The 23052-nt window shown below is 50.9% G+C and carries 17 protein-coding genes; 5 read left to right on the forward strand and 12 right to left on the reverse strand.

Annotated features, from left to right (window positions below; genetic code table 11):
- Positions 1 to 259: 259 nt before the first annotated feature.
- Positions 260 to 1666 (forward strand): DUF6600 domain-containing protein, encoded by a 1407-nt coding sequence (locus C7T94_RS02000; protein WP_107213141.1) that lies wholly within the window; start codon positions 260 to 262, stop codon positions 1664 to 1666.
- 137 nt (positions 1667 to 1803) lie between these two features.
- On the forward strand, positions 1804 to 3387 hold the full coding sequence (locus C7T94_RS02005; RefSeq protein WP_107213143.1) for a peptide chain release factor 3: 1584 nt from the start codon (positions 1804 to 1806) through the stop codon (positions 3385 to 3387).
- 97 nt (positions 3388 to 3484) lie between these two features.
- Here C7T94_RS02005 and C7T94_RS02010 read toward each other — a convergent pair whose 3' ends face one another.
- From C7T94_RS02010 to C7T94_RS02060, 11 genes are all read right to left on the reverse strand, one after another.
- Positions 3485 to 4747 (reverse strand): pyridoxal phosphate-dependent aminotransferase, encoded by a 1263-nt coding sequence (locus C7T94_RS02010; RefSeq protein WP_107213145.1) that lies wholly within the window; start codon positions 4745 to 4747, stop codon positions 3485 to 3487.
- A gap of 76 nt (positions 4748 to 4823) precedes the next feature.
- The gene (locus C7T94_RS02015) at positions 4824 to 5606 is read right to left on the reverse strand and encodes an endonuclease/exonuclease/phosphatase family protein (RefSeq protein ID WP_204353190.1); all 783 of its coding nucleotides are present in this window, start codon (positions 5604 to 5606) and stop codon (positions 4824 to 4826) included.
- A 9-nt stretch (positions 5607 to 5615) separates the two neighbouring features.
- On the reverse strand, positions 5616 to 6947 hold the full coding sequence (gene argH, locus C7T94_RS02020; protein WP_107213147.1) for an argininosuccinate lyase: 1332 nt from the start codon (positions 6945 to 6947) through the stop codon (positions 5616 to 5618).
- An 11-nt stretch (positions 6948 to 6958) separates the two neighbouring features.
- A complete protein-coding gene (locus C7T94_RS02025) occupies positions 6959 to 8026 on the reverse strand; it encodes a M20 family metallo-hydrolase (protein ID WP_107213149.1) in 1068 nt (355 codons plus the stop codon).
- Positions 8027 to 8065: 39 nt separating this feature from the next.
- Positions 8066 to 8869, reverse strand: a complete 804-nt coding sequence (proC, locus tag C7T94_RS02030) for a pyrroline-5-carboxylate reductase (RefSeq protein WP_107213151.1) — start codon at positions 8867 to 8869, stop codon at positions 8066 to 8068.
- Between the two features lie 171 nt (positions 8870 to 9040).
- Entirely contained in the window at positions 9041 to 9835 is a 795-nt protein-coding gene (gene argB, locus C7T94_RS02035) for an acetylglutamate kinase (protein ID WP_107213153.1), read from the reverse strand.
- 18 nt (positions 9836 to 9853) lie between these two features.
- Positions 9854 to 10810: a Rossmann-fold NAD(P)-binding domain-containing protein gene (locus C7T94_RS02040; protein ID WP_107213155.1), complete on the reverse strand. Its 957-nt coding sequence runs from the start codon at positions 10808 to 10810 to the stop codon at positions 9854 to 9856.
- A gap of 56 nt (positions 10811 to 10866) precedes the next feature.
- A complete protein-coding gene (locus tag C7T94_RS02045) occupies positions 10867 to 12018 on the reverse strand; it encodes an aspartate aminotransferase family protein (RefSeq protein ID WP_107213157.1) in 1152 nt (383 codons plus the stop codon).
- Between the two features lie 358 nt (positions 12019 to 12376).
- Positions 12377 to 13369 (reverse strand): N-acetyl-gamma-glutamyl-phosphate reductase, encoded by a 993-nt coding sequence (gene argC / locus C7T94_RS02050; RefSeq protein WP_107213159.1) that lies wholly within the window; start codon positions 13367 to 13369, stop codon positions 12377 to 12379.
- 91 nt (positions 13370 to 13460) lie between these two features.
- Positions 13461 to 14651 carry an argininosuccinate synthase gene (locus tag C7T94_RS02055; RefSeq protein ID WP_107213161.1) on the reverse strand — a complete coding sequence of 397 codons (1191 nt, stop codon included), beginning with the start codon at positions 14649 to 14651 and terminating at the stop codon, positions 13461 to 13463.
- Positions 14652 to 14657: 6 nt separating this feature from the next.
- Positions 14658 to 15359, reverse strand: coding sequence for an N-acetyltransferase (locus tag C7T94_RS02060; protein ID WP_107213163.1), 702 nt, complete (start codon positions 15357 to 15359; stop codon positions 14658 to 14660).
- A 516-nt stretch (positions 15360 to 15875) separates the two neighbouring features.
- On the opposite strand from C7T94_RS02060, the gene C7T94_RS02065 reads away from it, so the two are divergent.
- From C7T94_RS02065 to C7T94_RS02075, 3 genes are all read left to right on the forward strand, one after another.
- Positions 15876 to 18251 carry a TonB-dependent receptor gene (locus C7T94_RS02065; RefSeq protein ID WP_204353191.1) on the forward strand — a complete coding sequence of 792 codons (2376 nt, stop codon included), beginning with the start codon at positions 15876 to 15878 and terminating at the stop codon, positions 18249 to 18251.
- An 11-nt stretch (positions 18252 to 18262) separates the two neighbouring features.
- The gene (locus tag C7T94_RS02070; protein ID WP_107213165.1) at positions 18263 to 20674 is read left to right on the forward strand and encodes a TonB-dependent receptor; all 2412 of its coding nucleotides are present in this window, start codon (positions 18263 to 18265) and stop codon (positions 20672 to 20674) included.
- Positions 20675 to 20738: 64 nt separating this feature from the next.
- Positions 20739 to 21899, forward strand: a complete 1161-nt coding sequence (locus C7T94_RS02075) for a M28 family metallopeptidase (RefSeq protein ID WP_107213167.1) — start codon at positions 20739 to 20741, stop codon at positions 21897 to 21899.
- A 149-nt stretch (positions 21900 to 22048) separates the two neighbouring features.
- Here the strand turns inward: C7T94_RS02075 and C7T94_RS02080 are convergent, their stop codons facing one another.
- Complete coding sequence (locus tag C7T94_RS02080) at positions 22049 to 23050, reverse strand: LLM class flavin-dependent oxidoreductase (protein WP_107213168.1); 1002 nt, start codon at positions 23048 to 23050, stop codon at positions 22049 to 22051.
- Positions 23051 to 23052 lie beyond the last annotated feature (2 nt).

Genomic DNA, 23052 nt, shown 5'->3' on the forward strand with positions numbered 1-23052 from the left:
ACAAACCAAGGTTAAAGCTACGAGCGGCCATAATGCCCATATAAAATTTTATAAAAACAGAAGTGTAGCAAATATTACTGTCTTATGACTTGTTTAGCACACAATAAAAACTTTAAAGCACCAAAGATGACGCAATTTTATGCATTCTAAACCGTTTTATGTTCGATAGTCAAGTCTTTGTGTGCCAGGCTTAAACCATTCTTCTGTTTTGGTTCTCTAATTGATACACACAAAGAGTTAGGTTTAACACACACACAAAATGAAAAGATTCAAACTGGCGGCTATTGTGCCGGGGCTCATGTTGCTCCTTGCCGTTACCACGACCCAAAAAGTTATGGCACAAGACGAAGAGGTTTCGATGCAAACCTTTTATGATGAGTTATCACCTTACGGTACCTGGATCCAGGACCCCGAATATGGGTACGTTTGGCGGCCTGATGTAGATCAGGGCGAATTCAGACCTTATTATTCCAATGGCCGCTGGGTAATGACCGATTACGGCAATACCTGGGTTTCCAACTATGACTGGGGTTGGGCGCCATTTCATTACGGCCGCTGGGTTTACAACCGTTACAACACTTGGCTTTGGATTCCCGACACGGTCTGGGGGCCGGCCTGGGTTGACTGGAGAAGCGGTGGTGGTTACTACGGCTGGGCGCCGATGGGACCAAGTATCAACATTAATATCAATTTCGGCCGTCGGTACCGGATGCCAGACTACTGCTGGAACTTTATACCGCAACGCCAAATCTACTACAATTCATACCCGAGGTATTATGCTGGTCGCAACGTTACCATTATCCGCAACACGACGATCATCAACAATACGTACGTGAACAACAGGAGAACTTACTACACAGGTCCGCGTGCTGATGAAATCAGACGGGCCACAAACCAGGATGTACGGGTTTACAGCGTAAATCGCAGCAACAGGCCAGGCTCTACCCGGATCAGCAACAACACAGTAAATATTTACAACCCGAGGCCAACAAGGGGCGTTGATAACCGCAGTGCAGCTCCGAGAAATGTCGTTGCCGGAAGCATCAGCGACGCCAGGCCGGTTCGCGGAAACAGTGGCGCAGGCCGCGACTTTTCTCAGGGAGACCGTCGGGTAAATGCCATGAACCGCGATGGGAATACAACAAACGGCAGGCCCTCAAGAACAGACGGATCAACTGAGATGAACCGGAGCGAGGGCACCCGCCCCTGGACACTGAACCGCAACCGCGGTACTGAAAACGGCAGCAGCGGGCGCCCTGAACGGATGGCGCGCGGCGAAGCTGGCAACGGCCAGTCAGACCGGTCAGTCTCAGAAAATCGGGGAAGCATGGACCGTGCAGACCGGCCTCAGCGCATGCAGGCTCCACAAGATCGTCAGGCACCGCAGCGGATGGAAGCACCTGAAAGAAGGGAAGCACCTCAACGCATGGAAGCACCGCAAAGACGTGAAGCGCCACAACGAATGGAAGCGCCGCAGCGTATGGAGGCACCACAACGGCGTGAGGCCCCCCAACGCATGGAAGCTCCCCAACGCATGGAGCGCCCGGAGCGTGTACAACAGGCACCTCAGCGCAGTGAGGGCAGGTCAATGGGCGGCGGCGAGAGCCGTTCAAGAGGCGGAGAAAACAGCGGAGGCGGCAGGCCATCGCGCGGAGGACGAGGATAAATCAGATACACACCAATATGGAGGCCGGCAAATTTGCCGGCCTTTTTTATTACCTTTGCAGCTTATAAAGCTCGTTGGATACAGGCTGTCTGCCGCGTTTAACTGTATCGCTTTCATTGAGTCTCCTAGTCTTCAACATGGTCAATCCGGAAATAGAAAAACGAAAAACTTTTGCCATTATCAGTCACCCCGATGCGGGAAAGACGACGCTTACTGAGAAATTTCTCCTGTTTGGTGGTGCAATCAATACTGCGGGCGCTGTAAAGCGGAACAAAGCAAACCAAAGCAATACTTCTGATTTTATGGAGATTGAGAAGCAGCGCGGTATTTCGGTAGCCACATCAGTGATGGGTTTTGAGTACAGTGGTAAACGGATCAATATTCTAGATACACCCGGTCACAAGGATTTCGCTGAAGACACTTATCGGACCTTATCGGCAGTAGACAGCGTGATCCTGGTCGTCGACTGTGTAAAAGGAGTGGAAGAGCAGACGGAAAAGCTGATGTCTGTATGCCGCATGCGGAACACCCCAGTTATCATCTTCATTAATAAAATGGACCGCGAGGGTAAAGATCCGTTTGACCTGCTCGATGAGATTGAAGAAAAGCTGAACATCAGCCTGTGCCCACTATCCTGGCCAATTGGCCAGGGCCATACATTTAAAGGTGTATACAGCATCTATAACAGCCACCTGAATCTTTTTCAGCCAGACAAAACGAAAGTAGCAGAGTCTGTGGTTCAGGCCCGGGATCTTGACGACCCTGCATTGCAGCAGCACCTGCGCGAAAAGGAGGTCAGCACCCTGAAAGACGACCTGGAACTGGTGGAAGGAATTTACGGAACGATTGATCAGAACCTGTATGCCGAAGGCCTGCTGGCACCCGTTTTTTTTGGAAGCGCCATTAATAATTTCGGCATCAAGGAACTGCTTGATACATTTATCGACATTGCTCCGAGCCCCAAAGACCGCCCGGCCGAGGAGCGGATCGTGGGGGTAAGTGAAAAGAATTTTACGGGCTTTGTCTTCAAAATACATGCAAACCTTGACCCCAAGCATCGCGACCGGATAGCCTTTTTGCGCATCTGTTCCGGGAAGTTTGAGCGAAACAAATTTTACTACCATACCCGCCAGGATAAAAAGCTGAAATTTGCCAACCCGATGGATTTCATGGCAAATGAAAAAAGTATAGTAGATGAGGCCTGGCCGGGCGATGTGGTGGGGCTATACGACAGCGGCAATTTCAAAATTGGCGACACACTGACTGAAGGAGAGAAACTTCAATTCAAAGGCATTCCCAGCTTTTCACCTTCAATCTTTAAAGAGGTCGAAAACATGGACCCGATGCGCACCAAACAACTCGAAAAAGGCATTGAGCAGCTGACCGACGAAGGCGTGGCCCAATTGTTTGTCATGCAGCCCGGCAACCGGAAAGTAATCGGTGCGGTGGGCGAATTGCAGTTTGAGGTAATCAACTTCCGTCTGGAGCATGAATACGGTGCCAAATGCCGTTTTCGTACCCTGACTTACAGCAGGTCAAGCTGGGTTACTTCATCAGACCGGAAAAAGCTGGAGGAATTTCTGAAACGGAAGCAGCAGCACATTGGCATAGACAAAGAGGGGAACCCTGCTTACCTTGCCGACAACGACTACATGATCAATCTGACAAAACAAGATTATCCTGACATCGATTTCCACAAAACGAGCGAATTCAAATCGTAATTTTCATGAAGCGATTGATTTTTTAACTTAAAGTTGGTAACTTTACAAAAGTTACCAACTTTGCAGGACTCGAACTCTGTTTTACCCGGTTATCCGTTTACTGGTCAAAACGAAGCTGTTTCAACGCAGTGCCGATCCTGGGTAACATTTGCCGGATATCGTCTAAAGTACAAGCCCCGACAGATGCCCGAAACCAGGGCATATCTTCGGCGTTCCCGAATGCCGAAAAGGGAACAAACGCTGCCTGTGCCTGACGTATCAGGTAGAAATTGACGTCGGCACTAGTTTTCAGCACCGACCCTTCTGGTGTTGTGGCGCCAATGTAGTCCAGTTTAATGGTCAGGTAAATGGCTCCCATTGGTTCCACAGCATCAACCCTTAGCCCGGCTTTTTTCAGATCCTGGAACCCTTCAAACAATGCATTGAGCGACTCCTGTATCTTCAGCTTAAAAAGTGACAAAAAGGTGTCGACCTGGCCGGCCTCCGCAAAAAACCTGGCTGCGGCAACCTGCTCGGCCTTCGGTGCCCAGGCTCCGACATGTCCGAGAATTGCCTTCATTTTTGAAACGACCTCTTCCGGACCGAAAGCCCAGCCCACACGTACACCGGTAGCGGCCAGACACTTCGATATGCCGTCAATATAGATCGTATATGGTTTTAGTTCAGGGTAAAGCGTAACCGGATCAACATGCTTCCGCCCGAAAGTCAGCAGAGAATAAATCTGGTCGTAAAGAATATAAAGTGGCTTCTCGCCGGCCCCGCGCAACTTGTTTTCTTCAAGTACCAGCCCCGCAATTTCCCGCAATTGAGATTCGCCGAACATCGTGCCTGTAGGGTTCAGCGGTGAGCACAATGCCAGGAGCGTGGCACCCTTAAGATGCGGCCTTATCTGCGCGGCATCAGGCATGAAGTTCGTCTCTGGTGTGGTAACAATGTCAATACCAGCTGCTCCGGTTAAATGGCAGTAGTGGTTATTGTTCCAGGAGGGCGCCGGATAAATTACCTTATCTCCCGGGTCAAGCAGGGCCAGGTAGGTAGCATAGATAAGCGGCCGCGAGCCACCCGCTATCAGAATCTGCCCGGGCTCATAATCAAGGCGGTACCGCTCTTTTAGTAGATTTTGAACCGTTTGCCGAAGTGGCAAAATGCCGTCAGCAGGCGGGTAATTGGTTTGATGCTCGCCATAGGCCGCAACAATTTCCTGCTCGAGAGCCACCGGGATCGGGTAGATCTCGGGATCAAAGTCGCCGATGGTTAGGTTGGCAATATCGGCGCCCTGGCGCTTCATGTCGTTTACCTCATTTCCGATCTTGATGATCTCAGACCCGATCAGGGTGCTGGCGAGTACTGAAACGTTCATACTTTCTGGTTTGAATGTTTGAAAGATACAAAATTTGAACCAGCGCTGCGCCCGTTTCACGGCATGGCCGCCAGATCTATGGAATGGTCAGGACAGAAACCACCGGTAAATGATCTGAGGCATAAGACTCTGCAATCACGTCGTGCGACCTGACACTGATCTTGTTGTTCTTTACAAATGCAATATGGTCTATCGTTTTACGCGGGTTGACCACCGGGATGGTTGGCGCACAATCAGTACAACTGCGTGTAAAGACCTCGTCAAGTAAGTTGATGGGTTCTGACCCGGGTTCGGCGTTCAGATCTCCGGCCAGCACGACCGGAAGCTTTTGGTCTTTGAGCAATGTGTTGATGGCCTTCACCTGCATGACCCGGTTTTCATGGTTGCGCTGCGCATCAAGATGGGTGCAAGCAAATAGAATCGTTCTTTTGCCGGGCAGGCGGATTTCTGTCAGTGCCAGCACCCTTGGCTCAGCTTTCGGGTCGTCATTGTGCGGCAAAGCATGTTTTTCTGTTTTGGCGAAAGGATATTTAGATAAAATAGCTACACCATAGTCACCACCATCATGGTCAATCCCTTTGGCGAAGTAAACATGCATTTTGAGGTTTGACGCCAGCAGCGCGGCCTCATCGATCTTTCCCGACCGCCCTGTTCTGACATCAACTTCCTGTAAGGCAACGACGTCTGGCTTCTGCGCGGCTATAACGCGGGCAATGGCTTCGAGGTCTATCGAATCAGGTTTCGACGGCGGGTTTGCATGGTGAATGTTGTAGCTCATTACACGCAACGAAAAAGGTTTTTTTTGGGCGGCCGCCTGCAGGGCCAGCAGCAAGAAAACCGCAACAAGATATCTTTTCATATGTCTCTCTTATTTTATCAGGTCCTGAAGCGCGGCATGCACCTCACTAAATTTAAATTGGCCAAGTACCTCCTTCATCATCTGTCCAATCTGTTCATTTTGTAAGTTCCCGATGCTGCCTTCATGGGTATGGTTTAATTTCATGGCCGGTTTAAACGTACCGTTTTCAATACTTTCGCCAACCTGCTTGTAAGCTTCGCGGAATGGTACGCCCTGTAAGGCAAGCTCGTTTACTACCTCAACGCTGAACAGATAGCTGTATTTTGCATCGTCAAGAATCTGTTCTTTGATCTCGATGTGGTTCAGCATAAAGCTGGTAATCTCAAGGCACTCTTTCAGGCTGCTAATAGCCGGGAAGAGATTTTCTTTCAATAGCTGCAGATCCCGGTGGTAACCCGAAGGCAAATTGGTGGTCATCAATGCTATCTCATTCGGCAGCGCCTGAATTTTATTGCAGCGCGAACGGACCAGTTCAAATACATCGGGATTTTTCTTGTGCGGCATGATGCTGGAACCGGTGGTCAGTTCTGCCGGAAAGCTGATAAAGCCGAAGTTTTGATTGATAAACAGACAGATGTCCATAGCCATCTTAGCCAGGGTTGCTGCAACAGACGACATCGCTTGCGCCAGGATCCGTTCGGTCTTGCCCCTGCCCATCTGCGCGTAGACCACGTTGTGGTTTAACTGGCCAAATCCCAGCAGGCTGGTGGTCATGGTCCTGTTTAGCGGGAATGATGAGCCATAACCGGCGGCAGAACCAAGCGGATTTTTATTGCAAACTTTCCAGGCTGCAAGCATCACTTCCATATCGTCTACCAGGCTTTCGGCGTAAGCGCCGAACCACAGGCCAAATGAGGATGGCATAGCAATCTGCAAATGGGTATATCCAGGCAACAGCTTATCTTTGTGCTGTTCGCTCAGTTGCAGCAGCTGACCGAAAAGTCCGCTGGTCAGACCAACGATCTCTTCAATGCTTTCGCGGAAGAAAAGTTTCAGGTCGACCAGCACCTGGTCATTGCGCGACCTCCCGCTGTGAATCTTTTTTCCTGCTTCGCCCACACGCTGCGTGAGCAGCCATTCTACCTGCGAGTGTACGTCTTCAACTGCCTGGTCAATGCTGAAATTGCCAGCTTCAATTTCCCGGTAAATATTCTTAAGTTCAGCCTGGACAGCCTCGAGCTCCTTTGCTTCAAGCAGACCGATGCTTTCCAGCATTCGCGTGTGCGCCAGCGAACCGAGTACATCGGCCTTTGCCAGCAGCAGGTCCATTTCACGGTCCTGACCTACGGTAAATTGTTCGACCAGTTTATCTACGTCGGTATTCTTTTGCCAGATCTTCATTTTTATAAAATCTATTTGCCGTTTATGACCGGCTTTAACATATTGACATATCCTTCAACTCCGCCTGCAACCTCACTTACATAAATAAATTCATCTGCCATGTGCGACCGGCCCGAGAAACCGGGCCCGACTTTCACCGAGGGAATACTCAGCAATGCCTGGTCTGAGGTGGTTGGCGACCCGTATGTTGTTCTGCCAAGAGCAATGCCGGCCTTTACTACCGGGTGGTCCTTATCTATCGACGAAGGCTTGAGCCGGATGGAGCGTGGTTTAACTTCGCAGTCTACATGTGCACGAATAATCTCAAGGACTTCTTCATTGGTGTAAGCATCTGTTACGCGCACATCTACGGTAAAGGTGCAGTTGGCAGGCACCACGTTATGCTGTGAACCTGCATTGATGATCGTCACGGTCATTTTCAGCGGGCCAAATACTTCTGAAACTTTCGGGAACCGGAAGTTCCTGAACCAGTCGATATCTTTGAGCGCTTTGTAAATGGCATTTTCACCTTCTTCTCTCGCCGCATGACCTGCTTTTCCAAGCGATGTGCAGTCTAAAACCAGCAAACCTCGCTCGGCTATGGCCAGGTTCATTTCGGTAGGTTCGCCTACAATACCGAACTCGAGTTCGCCCAGGTCAGGCAGCACCAGTTCGAGCCCGTTGTTGCCGGAAATTTCTTCTTCGGCCGTTGCAGCAAGGCAAAGGTTGTAGCTGAGGTCTTCCTGGTCGTAGAAATAGAGGAAGGTGCCAATCAGAGACACCAGGCAACCCCCGGCATCATTGCTTCCGAGGCCGAACAGTTTGTCGCCCTCGATTGCAGCATCGTACGGATCGCGTGTATAGCCGGAATTCGGCTTAACCGTATCGTGGTGCGAGTTCAACAGCACGGTGGGTTTCTCTGCATCAAAATGCTTGTTATAAGCCCAGACATTGTTGAGTTTCCGGTTTACCGGTACTCCGCGCTCCTGCAGAAATTGCGCGATCAGGTTGGCCGTACGGTCTTCTTCTTTACTGAAAGACTGGATCCGGATCAACTGGCGCAGCAGGTCGAGCGCTTCTTTTTGGATGGTTTGCAGCATAATATTGTTGTTCGGTTCCCCCTGCCGGTCAGGAACCGTTTATTCCTTGGTATACAGGCTTCCGGCCTTTTCTGCCGAAAGCTTGATGCCTTTAATTAAAGATGAACTAAAACCATTGTGCTCCATTTCATTGAGCCCTGCTATGGTACATCCCTTGGGCGAAGTTACTTTATCTATCTCTGATTCGGGATGAGTTTGGTGTAATAAAAGCAAATCGGCCGCACCTTTGGCGGTTTGGACAGCCATTTTAAGCGCTTCATCTGCATGAAAGCCGATCTCCACGCCACCCTGCGATGCCGCGCGGATGGCCCTGAGAAAAAAGGCCGTGCCGCAGGCGCAAAGTGCGGTAGCGGAAGTCATCAATTCCTCGTTGATCTTGACCACTGCCCCGACGGTTTCAAACATCCGGATCACATCTGCCAGGTTCTCACTGCTGGCATGATCACTTGCAATGCAGGTCATGGACTGGCCTATAGCAATAGCTGTATTGGGCATGGCGCGGATGACCTGAATCCCGGCGCCCAGCCGTGCTTTTATGGCGGCACAGCTTACGCCTGATATAACGGAAATAAAGAGGTGCCCCGACTTGACCTGCGGAATGATCTCATTCAGTACGTGGTTGAGCTGCTGTGGCAGAACCGCCAGAATAACGACCTCTGCGCTGGCCACGGCAGCAACGTTATCTGCTGAAACGACAAAGCCTTCTGCCGCATAGGCGTCAAGGTGACTGAGGTTACGGCGCGTGAGCGTGATCTCTTCTGCCCGGGCATAGTCTGCTTTGACAAGCCCCCTGGCCAGGGAAAGGCCAATGTTGCCGCTTCCAATAATTGCTATTTTCTTCATGGTTCAGGTTTATGTGACTGGCTCTGCAAGCAGTTACCAGACGGGTTTTACGTTTTATTTTATTGTCTGCAACAGGCGAACAGTGCAGCGCAATAGACAAGGAGTGCGGAACGCAGCCGGCACATTGCTGACTTACAGGAGGCTTATTCCGGCTGCCTGGCAACGCCTAAGTTACCGGGCCATTCTGGTGCCGAACCGGGCCGCATGCAGTGCTGGCAATTCGTCTGCCTTGCCGATGTAAACTGCCTCTACACCCTTCCTGATCGCTTCAAACGCATTGTGCAGCTTAGGGATCATACCGCCGGCTACCGTGCCGTCCTGTTTAAGTTGCTCGAACTCCTCAGCACGTATCTCGCGGACCACAGAGTCATCATCATTCACATCGCGAAGCACGCCTTTCTTCTCAAAACAATAGACCAGGCTGGTGTCAAAAACGGGCGACATGGCTACCGCCACGGCAGATGCGATGGTATCTGCATTCGTATTCAACAGTTGACTGTCGCCATCGTGTGTAATCGCGCAACACACCGGTACAAGTCCTGCCCGGAGGAGGCTCTCCAATGTTCCGGTTGCTACCGAATCATCGTGAAGATCGCCTACGAAACCGTAGTCTACATCTTTGACCGGCCGTTTCTGTGCTTTGATCACGTTTCCGTCTGCGCCGCTTAACCCGATGGCATTACACCCCCGCGCCTGCAACTGGGCAACCATATTTTTATTGATCAGGCCGGCATACACCATGGTTACTATACGGAGCATTTCAATGTCGGTTACCCGCCGGCCCTCGACCATCGTCGCTTCGATGCCAAGCGACTTGGCCAGGTCTGTCGCCACTTTCCCACCACCATGCACCAGGATCTTAAACCCCGGAAGCGCATGGAAATCTTCAAGAAAATTGTGCAGGTTTTCAGAATTATCAATGACGTTTCCGCCTATTTTGATCACGGTCAGTTTTTCCTTATTCATGATGATCGGCTTCAAAAGTTAACTTAACATCTTCTTTAGTATCGCTTGTGCAGCCCAGAGGCGGTTGCCTGCTTCGCGGATAACGAGCGAATTAGGCCCGTCCAGGATTTCTGAAGCCAGCTCCAGGTCGCGTCTTACCGGCAGGCAGTGCATGACACCGGCATTGTTCGTCAGTCGGAGCTTCTCATTGGTCAGCATCCAGTTTCCTGATGCCGGCAGCACTTTTCCATAATCCTTGTAACTGCTCCAGTTTTTAACATATACATAATCTGCTCCCCGCAGGGCGGCGTCAAGATCATAAACCAGTTTTGCACCACCGGTAAATTGTTCATCCAATTCATACCCTTCAGGCTGGGCAATGGTAAAGTCGACCATACCTTCTGCCTGTGCTTTGCTCATCCATTCGGCAAATGAATTGGGTACGGCCTGCGGCAGGGCTTTTACATGCGGTGCCCAGGCCAGCACAACTTTAGGTGTTCCCGCGCCTTTCCAGGTCTCCCTGATGGTGATCAAATCTGTAAAACTCTGCAGCGGATGGCGTGTGGCACTTTCCAGGCTGATCACCGGAACACCGCAGAACTGCACAAACTTGTTAAAGAAGTCCTCGCTGTAATCTTCATCACGGCTCTGGAGTTTTGGGAACGACCTCAACCCAAGGATGTCGCAATACTGGCCCATGACCGCAGCTGCCTCCCGAATGTGCTCTACCGTTGTACCGTTCATAATTACGCCATCCTGTGTTTCAAGCGCCCAACCCTCTTTGTCCATGTTCATGACGATCACGCTCATGCCCAGGTTCAGAGCAGCCTTCTGCGTGCTCAGCCTGGTACGCAGGCTGGGGTTCATGAACACAAGACCAAGCGTTTTATTTTTACCCAATGCGGCATGCGCATGCGGATCTGATTTCAGGTCGAGTGCATCCTGCACAAATTGTTTGATGTCTGTAACGTCGTGAACGGAAGAGAATAGTTTCATAGTTTTATTAGGTAAAAAACAAGGCACCAAAACTTTCGCCCTGGTGCCTTCGCTGATTAATACGTTGCTTGTGCCTGTGTTGCCAACTCAGCCTTGAATGCAGTGAGAAAAACGTCTGCCTCCTCTTTTGATAGCGTCAAAGCAGGCAACAGCCTGATCACGTTTGGCTTCGCTTCTCCGGTAAAAATGTGGTGTTTGAAAAGCAGGTTCTTTTTAACCTGGCTCAGCGCCTCGGGCAGGTCAATGCCAATCATCAGGCCCCTGCCGCGAACGGCGTTCACGCCTGCTATCTTTTTCAATTCGCCGACCAGGTAATCACCGGTTTCCTTCGCCTTGCTGATCAGGTTCTCCTGTTCAATTACTTCCAGAACTGCCAGTGCCGCCGCGCAGGCCAGGTGGTTGCCACCAAAAGTGGTACCGAGCATGCCATGCCAGGGCTTGAATTTTGGTGCAATCGAAATGCCTGCTACCGGGAACCCGTTGCCCATGCCCTTAGCCATGGTATAAACATCGGCCTGCACACCCGCATAGTCATGCGAATAAAAGTGACCGGTCCTGCCATAGCCGCACTGCACGCTGTCTGCAATGTACACCGCATCATACTGGTCACAAAGTGATCTGATTTTCTGAAGAAAACTCTTTGAAGCTTCGACGATCCCGCCAACGCCCTGGATCCCTTCAATAATCACGGCCGCAATCTCATGCCCCTGAGCGGCAAATGTTTCTTCTAACGCCACTTCATTGTTGTGCGGCAAAAAAATGATGTTGTCGGTCTGGTTAACAGGTGCAACAATTTTCGGATTGTCGGTAGCGGCTACGGCAAGCGATGTCCTGCCGTGAAATGCGCCTTTAAAGGCGACCACCTTTTTCCTGTTGTTATAAAATGAAGCAAGCTTCAGGGCATTTTCATTGGCTTCTGCACCAGAGTTGCAAAGAAAAAGCTGGTAGTCGGCCTTGCCCGAAACCTGTCCGAGCTTCTCTGCCAGCTGTTGTTGCAGGGGAATCTTGACGGAGTTCGAATAGAAGCCGACCTTGTTCAGCTGTTCGGTCAGCCTGCGCACATAATGCGGGTGCGTGTGTCCGATCGAGATCACGGCATGACCCCCATACAGGTCAAGGTATTCCTGTCCGTTGGCATCCCAAACCGCGCTGCCGGCGGCTTTGGTTATTTCAATATCATTGAGTGGATATACGTCGAATAAATTCATGTTTGTCGTGTTGTAATGTTAAGCTATACGTTTTAAGTTGGTTGGCCCGGTGCATAATATGGTCCGGGCTTTCCGGCATCCGGATGTATACGTCCCTGTTTGCAAAACCAGGGGGCACATCATGGTCCCGGCGAATAGGGTTGTAAATTTCTGTTACAACCTCTGGCGATTTGAGGAGATACGGAGGCCGAAGCCCGCCGCCGCTGACCGGGCCGTGCAAAGTTTGCTTCGTTCAAAAAGAATGCATTCGCTTGATGTACAAACAAAGTGAATAAATGTGCCTTTTTCCCGGCTGTCGTTTCTCCGTAGTGCTTCGCCATCTTGTTTACCCCTTAAGACTGATAACTTATCGCCATGACTAAAATCCGGCTGCTTTCAGTTTCAATCCTTCCTTTTCATCAAGGCCGAACAACAGGTTCATGTTTTGAACCGCCTGGCCGCTGGCTCCTTTAAGCAGGTTATCGATAATACTGATTACAAACAATTTGTCACCATGTTTTTCTACATGGATCAGTGCCTTATTCGTATTTACCACCTGCTTCAGGTCTATATTTTTTCGGCTAACATGGGTAAAAGCATGGTTGGCATAATAGTCTTCGTAAAGCGAAATGGCTTCCTGCTCAGTCAGCGCACAATCAAGATAGATCGCGGCTAAGATACCACGCGTAAAATCGCCGCGCTGCGGGATGAAATTGATGGGCTCTGCAAATCCTGGCTGCAGCTGCCTGATGCTCTCACCGATCTCATTCAGGTGCTGGTGGCCAAATGCTTTGTATACCGAAAGGTTGTTGTTCCGCCAGCTGAAATGAGAGGTCGCAGAAAGGCTTTGCCCTGCACCGGTCGAGCCGGTGGTTGCATTGATATGCAGTTCGCCTTTCAACAGCCCTTTAGCCGCCAGCGGCAATAAAGCCAGTTGGATACACGTAGCAAAACAGCCGGGGTTCGCAATATTTTCTGCAGCGGTTATGCCGGCACGGTTTAATTCAGGCAGGCCGTATATAAACCTGCGCCCCGGCAGTTCCGCGTTTTGTTGCAGGCGAAAATCCTGCGACAGATCAATGATCCTGACCTGCGGCGCGATGCTGTTGGCCTCGAGAAACTTTCTCGCATCGCCGTGCCCTACGCATAGAAACAACACATCGATCTCGTCTGACAGCTGGTCGGTAAAGACCAGGTCGGTATCGCCGAGAAGGTCGGTATGTACATCATAAACCGGGTTGCCGGCATTGCTGTTGCTGTGCACAAAGGTGATATCCACTTTTGGATGGTGCACCAGAATGCGCAGCAGTTCGCCGCCTGTATATCCGGCACCCCCTACAATTCCAACCTTTATTTTTTCAAAACTATTCATTGGTTTGGTCTTTTTATGCGGCGAAACATGGAACACGAAGCCCCGGTTTTCAGCCTGCAGGTTTGGCCGGCTTTGAGACAGGCCTTACTTGCTAATCTTCCTGGTTCACTTTATGCCAGATAATGACCTGGTTACCAAATATCTTTGAGAATCCTTTTACATCTTCGCCAGACCAGGCGTTGTTCATTTCGCCATAGCTGCCAAATTTGTTGCTCATCAGGTCGTGATCAGACTCAATGCCGATAACCTGGAAACGGTAAGGTTGCAATTCAACAAAGACCTTTCCGCTTACCACCTCCTGCGTGCTGCTTAGAAAAGCTTCAATATCGCGCATAACAGGGTCGTGGAACTGCCCTTCATGAAGCCAGTTGCCGTAAAACGAAGCGAGCTGCTCTTTCCAGCTAAGCTGCCATTTGGTGAGCGTATGTTTCTCCAGCGTATGGTGTGCTTTAATAATGACCAGTGGTGCGGCAGCCTCAAAGCCGACACGCCCTTTTATGCCGATAATGGTATCGCCTACGTGAATATCGCGACCAACACCAAAAGGCTGTGCCAGGGCCTGCAGCTTCTGAATAGCCCGAACCGGGGCCATTTCTTCCCCGTCTATGGCCACCAGTTCGCCTTTGCTGAAAGTAAGCTCAAGGCGCCTGGAACCCGTTTCGGTTACCTGGGTTGGCCAGGCTTCTTCCGGAAGCGTATCGTGTGAGGTAAGGGTCTCTTTGCCACCTACAGAGGTGCCCCAAAGTCCTTTGTTGATCGAGTACTTTGCTTTCTCGGCGTTAAATTCAACTCCATGCTCATGCAGGTAGCTGATTTCTGCCTCGCGGGAAAGCTTCAGGTCGCGGATCGGCGTAATGATCTCGACTCCTGGAATGAGGATATTGAAAATCATATCAAAACGAACCTGGTCGTTACCAGCGCCGGTACTCCCATGAGCCACGTAATCTGCGCCGATCTTTTTAACATAATTGGCAATAGCTGTTGCCTGGCTTACACGCTCGGCGCTGACAGACAAAGGATAAGTTGCATTTTTAAGCACATTTCCAAATACCAGGTACCTGATGCAGCTCTGGTAATAGTTTTCTGTTTCATCTACCACCGCATGTGAAGCCACGCCCAGCGCGTAAGCGCGTTTTTCAATTTCCTGAAGTTCTTCATCGCTGAAGCCGCCCGTATTAACGATGACCGAATGCACTTCGAGTCCTCTTTCGCGGGCCAGGTAAATGCAACAGAACGAGGTGTCGAGCCCCCCGCTGAATGCTAAAACAACTTTTTTCTTCATTATCAGCTATTTAAATAAAAAGGTAAATAAAAACAAAAGCACCTTCATTCCCGGGTTTTTCGGTTTGGGCTTTAAGACAAGACGCTGCTTGATGCGCATAAAACGCTCGTAAAGTTTGGGTTTACGCTCCAGCTCTTCGGCAAAACGTTTCGCGGCGTCGTGCTTCTGTGTAGCGGGATCATACAACATGGCCGTACACATGCAATTCTTGCGCTCTTTCATCTTCAGGATCTCGAAGTTCACGCAACTCTGACAGCCCTTCCAGAACTCTTCGTCCTGGGTTAGTTCTGAGTAGGTAACCGGTTCGTAGCCAAGGTCAGAGTTGATCTTCATTACGGCCAGGCCCGTTGTAAGGCCGAAGATCTTGGCCTTTGGATATTTCTGCCTGGAAAGTTCAAATATTTTGTACTTGATGGCATGCGCAAGACCGACCTTCCTGAAAGCAGGATTGACGATCAGGCCTGAATTGGCAACAAACTGCCCGTGGCTCCAGGTTTCAATATAACAGAAGCCTGCCCATGTTCCATCTTTATGAAAGGCAATGACAGCTTTTCCTTCTGCCATTTTGCCTGCAACATACTCCGGAGAACGTTTTGCAATGCCTGTGCCCCTGGCTTTTGCGGAGACTTCCATCTCATCACAGATCTCTTCTGCAAATACACGATGTTCAGGAAGTGCCACCTGCACGATGAATTCGTTAATATTCATTAGTAATGATAACGAAGAAAAATTAAAATTTGGATTAATTGAGTGGGTGGATATGAAAACTTATCCATTGTCTTTGATCGGCCGGCCTAAACGATTCAAATACGGTTCGTGTAGTGTTGCCGGAATCTGGGGGCTAATAAAATCGGAGTACGCCGGCACATCAATGCGTTCGCCTGGCTTTTAAGAGAAGCCTGGAACGCAGTCATTTGATATGTATTTTGCCAGTTCAATCTGATGTTAATTGTATTGTGATGCAAATGTTTAAATAAATTCTGAGTTAAGCAACTCCCTGAACATTTTTTTACAAAAATCAGCATAAAACAACGCTTTCGTTGGCGTACTCATAAAGCCTCATCGCCAATCCCGAAAGCGGTGTTTTCGTTTGTTGCCAAGTTCTTCATACCCGGATAAATGCGTTCATACGCAATTTCTGCCAACTGATTTATCGCACTTTTTCTTGCGCAACTAATTTTTTGTTTCTAACATTGCATCAATTTAGAATTAGTCCAAATAAACATGATGAAATACCTACTTAATTTAGCCGCCATTATTTGCGCCGCCGTTTCTGTTCAGGCACAGCAGGGGACGCTGAAAGGAACTGTGTCTACCGCAGACGGGCATCTGGCGCCGGGCGTAACCGTGAGCCTGAAAGGCAAAGGGAATGCAACCAGCACTGATGCAAACGGTCGCTACCTGCTTAACCGCATCAAGACAGGCTCTTATACGGTCAGGGTATCGGCCGTAGGCCTGAATACTCAGGAACAGACGGTTACTTTTAAGGACGGGGAAACCAGAACGCTGGATTTTACCCTGCAGGAGGACAAACGTTTTCTGGACGATGTCAATGTGGCCGGCCGCAGGAAAAGCACTGCAACCGAGCCTTCTTCAAGCCTGCGCCTGCAGGCCCCGCTTCTTGAAGTGGCGCAGAATATCCAGGTCGTCAATTCGGCCGATCTGTCGCAACAGCAGGTGGTCAGTATGAGCGATGGGGTAATCAGAAATGTAAGCGGCGCGGTAAGGGTCGAACATTGGGGAGACCTGTACACCAATATCACGATGCGTGGCTCACAGATCCAGGCCTTCAGAAATGGGTTTAACGTAGTGGCGTCTTATTGGGGGCCGCTTACCGAAGATATGAGTTTTGTAGACCGAATCGAGTTCGTTAAAGGGCCGGCAGGCTTTATGCTTGCCACCGGCGATCCGAGCGGCCTGTACAATGTGGTTACAAAAAAGCCAACTGGACAGGCCAAAGGTGAAGCCACCGTAACGCTGGGGAGCTACGACATGTTCCGTACAGCGGTAGACCTGGACGGCAAAGCCACTGCTAATGGCAAATTGCTGTACAGGATCAACCTGGCCGGGCAAAACAAAAAGTCTTTTCGCGGCAGTGAATTTAACAACCGCTACAGCTTTGCCCCCGTGCTTTCTTACCAGGCCTCCAGAAGCACCAAAATTACTGCAGAATACACGCTGCAGCACGCAAAAATGAGCGAGGTCGGGTCGTTTTACGTGTTCGGCCCCGGTGGCTATGCTACCCAACCCGCTTCATTTACAATGAGCGTTTCGGGCATCCAGCCTACGCGCATCAATGACCATAGCGTCTACCTGATGCTTGAACAGGGCCTGGGCGAGGCCTGGAAACTGACCGCCCAGGGGTCTTACTTTAATTACAAACAGGTCGGCACGAGCACTTGGCCTAGTAAAGTGAACAGCGATGGCACCCTGATCAGGAACATGGCCATCTGGGACGCTGCAAGCAAAATGACCTTGGGCCAGCTGTTTGTAACCGGAACAGCCCTGACCGGCGGCATTCAACACCGCATACTTGGCGGTCTTGATGCGGGTCGCAAAGATTACGAAGCAGATTGGGGCCAGTCGCACGACCTTGATCTGCCCACTGCACCCTTCTCATTGAACAATCCATATTACGGGCTGCCATCAAATGGTTTTGCCAATTTTGACCGCCAGACACCCTTATCTGAACGCGCTAAAGCCGCGGGCGGATTAATGGACCAGCGCTATGCCGCAGTTTATGTGCAGGACGAGCTTGGTTTCTTTGCTAACCGCCTCCGGTTAACACTGGCCGGAAGGTACACCTGGGTTAAGCAATCTGCCTGGGGCGGCGCTGACCAGCAGGGCAGGCATTTTACGCCCCGTGCCGGTCTGAGTTATTCGCTCGGCAAAACAGCCTCGGTTTACGCAATGTACGACCAGGCCTTTATCCCCCAGAGCGGACAACTTGCAGGTGGCGGGGCGGTCAGGCCAATTACGGGAAACAACATGGAAGCGGGGCTGAAGAAGGACTGGTTTGGTGGAAACTGGAATACCTCGCTCTCTGTTTACAGGATCCTGAAACAGAATGAACTAACTGCAGATCCGAACAGTCCGCCGAACTCCGGCCTTAGCATCGTTCTCGGCGAAAAGCGGGCGCAGGGTATTGAATTCGATGTGCGCGGAACAATTACCGAAGGTTTGAAAATCATGGCCAATTATGCCTATACCGACTCTAAGGTAACCGAAGTAGCCCCTGGTGTAACCACTATTAAAGTTGGCGACATGGTACCCGGTTTCTCGAAACATACCGCCAATGGCTGGATCAGTTACAACCTGACTCGGGGTCCACTAAAAGGAACCGGCATCTCGGCCGGATTAACCTACTTGGCAGACCGGGCAACAGACACCTGGAGCGCAGGATTGGAGCGCCTGCCAGACTATATAAAGGTTGATGGCGGCCTGTTCTGGGAGAACAACAAACTGCGCATCAATGCCAATGTGTACAACCTGCTTAATGACTACCTGTACAGCGGCTCGTATTATTCCTGGCTAAGTGCCTATTACTGGCAGGCCGAGGCCCCACGAAACTTCCGGGTAAGTGTATCTTATAAATTTTAAGGCTTTAGAACATGCTCAAAACCATTTTTACGATTGTTATCTGTTTTTGTTTTAGCTGGACTGCCCTTGCCCAGCAACCGGCTGGCAGCATTGAAGGACGAATCATTACTGCAGACGGCGAAGCGGCCAGCGGCGTAACCGTACGTCTGAAGGGAAAGGGCCTCGAAACCTACACCGACGACGCTGGCCGCTACCATTTTCTACGGCTCAGAGCAGGAACCTATGTGGTGCGTGTTTCGGCCATCGGCCTGAAGGCGACAGAACAAACCGTAAGTGTTACCGCCGGGGCCGTGCAGGCAGATTTCAGCCTGTCAGAGAACCTGAGTCAACTCGAAGACATTCACATACGCGGGGAGCGGGCAAATAAATTCGCTGTAAAAAGCAGTGAAGGGGTAGCCAGGATGCCACTCACAAACCTGGAAAACCCGCAGGTTTACACCAGCATCAGCAAAGACCTGATGAAAGAACAGGTGGTTGTAAACCTCAGCGATGCGCTGAAGAACAGTTCGGGCATTGATAAACTGTGGTCATCTACGGGAAGGGCCGGCGACGGTGCAGCATTTTACCAGCTTCGGGGTTTTACCATACAGCCGAGCATGGTAAACGGCATTGCCAGCCTGACGAACGGAGATATAGACCCTGTAAATATTGAAAAAATCGAAGTGATCAAAGGGCCGTCAGGAACACTTTTTGGTGGTGCACTGACCAATTTTGGCGGGCTGCTGAACCTTGTGACCAAAAGACCCCAGGAGCAGGCTTTCGGCGAGCTTGGTTATACTACAGGAAGCTTCAGGACCAATCGGCTTACAGCAGACCTTACCGGCCCCATCAACCAGAAGAAGACACTTCTTGCGCGTGTCAATGCCGCCTATCACAACCAGGAGAGTTTCCAGGACGCCGGATTCCGAAAAACTTTAACATTGTCACCAGCTATTGAATACCGCATAAGCGAGCGGACGCGGCTGAACCTTTATGCAGAGTTTTATCAGGCCGAAGCCACCAATCCGCTTATGGTGTTCTTAAACCGGAGCCGTGCGCTGATTGCCCGCAGCCCCGAAGCACTGAACATGGATTTCAGCAAATCGTATACGAACAATGACATTACGGTCAAAACACCGAGCACCAATCTGAACGGGGTACTCACCCACCGGCTATCTGAGCAGTGGCGCTCGCAGACAAGTTTTTCGCAAAGTTACCGCAAAAGTGACGGCCTGTACCAGTATGTCATGTTCATCGGGCCAACAGACGCTGAACTGTCGCGCTATGTGGCCTACCTCAACGCCGCAAGTTCAGCTTTCAACCTGCAGCAAAACTTTACAGGCGATTTTAAAATCGGCGGCCTGCGCAACCGCGTGGTCATTGGTGTCGACTACCTGGCCCAACGTACGGTCAACGCGAATTCTCCTTACATCGTCTTTGACAAGGTGAGCACCCTGGGCAATCCAGCCAATTATGCCAGCATGAACCGGCAGGCCATAGAAAGCCGCCTGGCCGCGAGCACCGCAGCACCGACTAAGGGCAGGAACAGCAATTATGTATACAGTGCTTATGTTTCAGATGTGCTGAACCTGAGCGAAACACTGATGGCCATGCTCAGCCTGCGGGTAGACCGGTTCGACAATAAGCCCAGTTTTGACCAGGTGTCTGGCAATTCACTCCCGAACGGTTACCTGCAAACTGCTTTTTCGCCCAAGTTCGGGCTGGTCTATCAGGTGCTCAAAGACCGTGTTTCCCTGTTCGGCAATTACATGAACGGATTCAAGAACGTGGCGCCTGTTGTGCAACCGGTTCCGGATGTTTCAGGCATATTCAAGCCGCAGCAGGCCAACCAGGTCGAAGGCGGGGTCAAGCTGGACCTGCTTAACGGCCGGCTGGGTATGACGGCCAGTTATTACGACATTCGGGTTGACAACATGACGCGCAGCGAACAGATTGTTCGCAACGGCACGCCACTTAACATTACCGTCCAGGACGGTGCACAGAAAAGCAGCGGTTTCGAGATCGACCTTCAGGTCAACCCCATTTCGGGCCTGAACATCGTGGCTGGTTACAGCCACAACAACAGCAAAATGACCCGGTCTGCTGCGAATGTTGAAGGCCTCAGGCCGGTAAGCGCCGGCCCGGCCGACCTGGCTAATGTCTGGATCAGCTACCAGGTTCAGGGCGGACCTCTTGAAGGCCTGGGTGCAGGCTTGGGCGGCAACTACGCAGGCAAAAACCTGATTACGAACAATACGGTTACCGGTGCATTCACCATTCCGGCCTATACCGTTGCCAATGCAACCCTCTTTTACAACTTTGGCAAATACCGTTTGGGTGTAAAGGCAGATAACCTGACCAACGAGCGGTATTTTAAAGGCTGGACGACTATTGAGCCGCAGCTGCCAAGAAGCGTTCTGGCCAATCTTTCGCTCAGGTTTTAGACGCCTGGAGAGCTATTTTTTGCGCAAATACTGTATTGCGGTATATTCGTAAAAAATAGCTTTTATGTTTGCTGCATGTCGCCTGGCCCTCTTTGCCTTTCTTTTACCCGTGCTGCCTGCTGCAGCGCAGGATCGGGCGTTTACCGAGGCAAACCTCAAGCAATTGAGCTCAGCGGCTTTCTGGGGACGGGGCTATACGCGCGATGGCATGAAAAAAGCCGCTGGATTTCTCGCGCTCCAGCTGAAAACAGCCGGCCTGAAAGCCTTGAACGGGGATTCTTACCTGCAAGAATTCACTTACCCCGTTAACACCTTTCCGGGCAAGATGCACCTGACGCTGAATGGACAGTCGCTACGGCCCGGTGTCGATTTTCTGGTTGGTAACGAAAGCATCGGCCAACGCCTGAATAATGAGGCGCTCAGCAAAAAAGACAGCATCACGTACGTTTCTGCCACAACAAAGACCGTGTTCATTTTCCAGGATAAGCTTACCTGGTCGGTCGCCAGAGAAGTAGCCCCTTACACCGTCATTTACCTGAACCGTCAAACCGTTAAAGGGGAGCCACAGCGCTTTTCCATGGATATTGAGAACCGTTTCGTGCCGGCATTTCAGGCGTACAATGTTTGCGGTATGGTGCGCGGGCGTTCAAAGCCCGATTCGCTGCTCGTGCTTACCGCTCACTATGATCACCTGGGTGGCATGGGAGACCGCACCTGGTTTCCCGGTGCAAATGACAACGCCAGCGGCGTATCGACCTTGTTAAGCCTGGCCCGGCATTACGCGCGCAACGTACCGGATTACAGCGTGGTCTTTGTGTTCTTTGCCGGGGAAGAGGCCGGCCTGCTGGGCTCAGAATTTTTTACGGCGAGACCGCTTGTTCCCCTGTCGTCGATCCGATTTTTGCTGAACCTGGACCTGGTAGGCACCGGTGAAGAGGGAGCTACAGTTGTAAACGCCAGTCTTTACCCCCGGGCCTTTGAACAGCTTGAGCAGGTCAACAGCGCGGGCGGGTTCCTGCCCAGGCTGGCCCGCCGGGGCAAAGCGGCCAACAGCGATCATTTCCATTTCTCAGAAAAAGGTGTACCGGCTTTTTTCATGTATACAATGGGCGGTGTAAAAGCTTATCATGATGTTAATGACAAAGCCGAGACCTTACCTATGACCCATTACGAGGGCGTGTTCAAACTGATCACAGGCTTTTTTGACCGCCAGATGGGAAAATAACGCGTTTGGTTTGCTTGTAAGCGCCCGGGCTGCAAAAAACAACATTTTAGCCTAGCGGAGCATTTTATTTCTGCGTTACTTGCGGTGGGTTTATTAACAATAAAATCACGCAGCAGCCAGGGTGGATGTTCTGGCTGCTGATTACCCAGCTATAAAAACATATCGGCCAGGAGCTCATACGAACGCAGCCGGTCTTCAAAGTGTTCGGTAATGGTTACAGCCATCAGTTCGTCTACCTGGTATGCCGCCGCCATACTGGTCAGTTGTTCCCTAACCTGATCGGGTGTTCCATTGACCATCCGTTTTTTATTGTAATCGATGCGCTCCTGTTCGGCCGGGGTATATTGTACATCCCTGATGTCGTCGTAACCGAGTTTGCCAAGCCCCTGACCTTTTTCGAGCTGCAAAAAGCGGTGCGCCAGTAGGGCAGATTGCTGCTGCACCTTCTCCTCGTCTTCAGAGCAGAATACAAAGAATGCTGCATTGGCTTCGGGTGCACTCAGATCTGCAGAGGGCTTAAAATGATCCCGGTAATACTGAACTGCCTGCGGACCGCCATTGGGATTGATGAAATGGGCAAACGAGAATCCCATACCAAAATGCGCGGCAAAAAGGGCGCTCTGGCCACTGCTGCTCAGAATCCACTGTGCGGGCACCGTTTCCGCGACGGGAATTGCCTTGATCTTGCCGTTCATATTGCTCTGATCAGGTATGTCGTGAAAAAAATTACCGAGGTCGTTTAGCTGCGCAATGAAATCCTGCTCACTGAAATTGTTGGCCGGATTTAAGATCGAGGCCGTAATGCGATCGGTACCCGGCGCCCGGCCTATTCCCAGGTCTATTCGTCCGGGATGCATGACCTCCAGCAGCCTGAAGCTTTCGGCTACTTTCAGGGCGCTGTGGTTGGGCAGCATGATGCCGCCAGAGCCCAGGCGAATGCGGTGTGTATGGTTGGCCAGATGCGCGATCAGAATTTCGGGCGTAGAGCCGGCCAGGCTATCTGTGTTGTGGTGTTCTGAAACCCAGAACCGGTGGTAGCCCAACTTTTCGGTATGCTGCGCAAGCAAAGTCGTTTCTTCTATAGCCTGGCGGGCATTGGCATCTTTGCGAACCGGAGACTGATCCAGCACGCTTAGCTTAATTTGTTGCATGA

The organism is Pedobacter yulinensis (assembly GCF_003029735.1).
Lineage (GTDB): Bacteria > Bacteroidota > Bacteroidia > Sphingobacteriales > Sphingobacteriaceae > Pedobacter > Pedobacter yulinensis.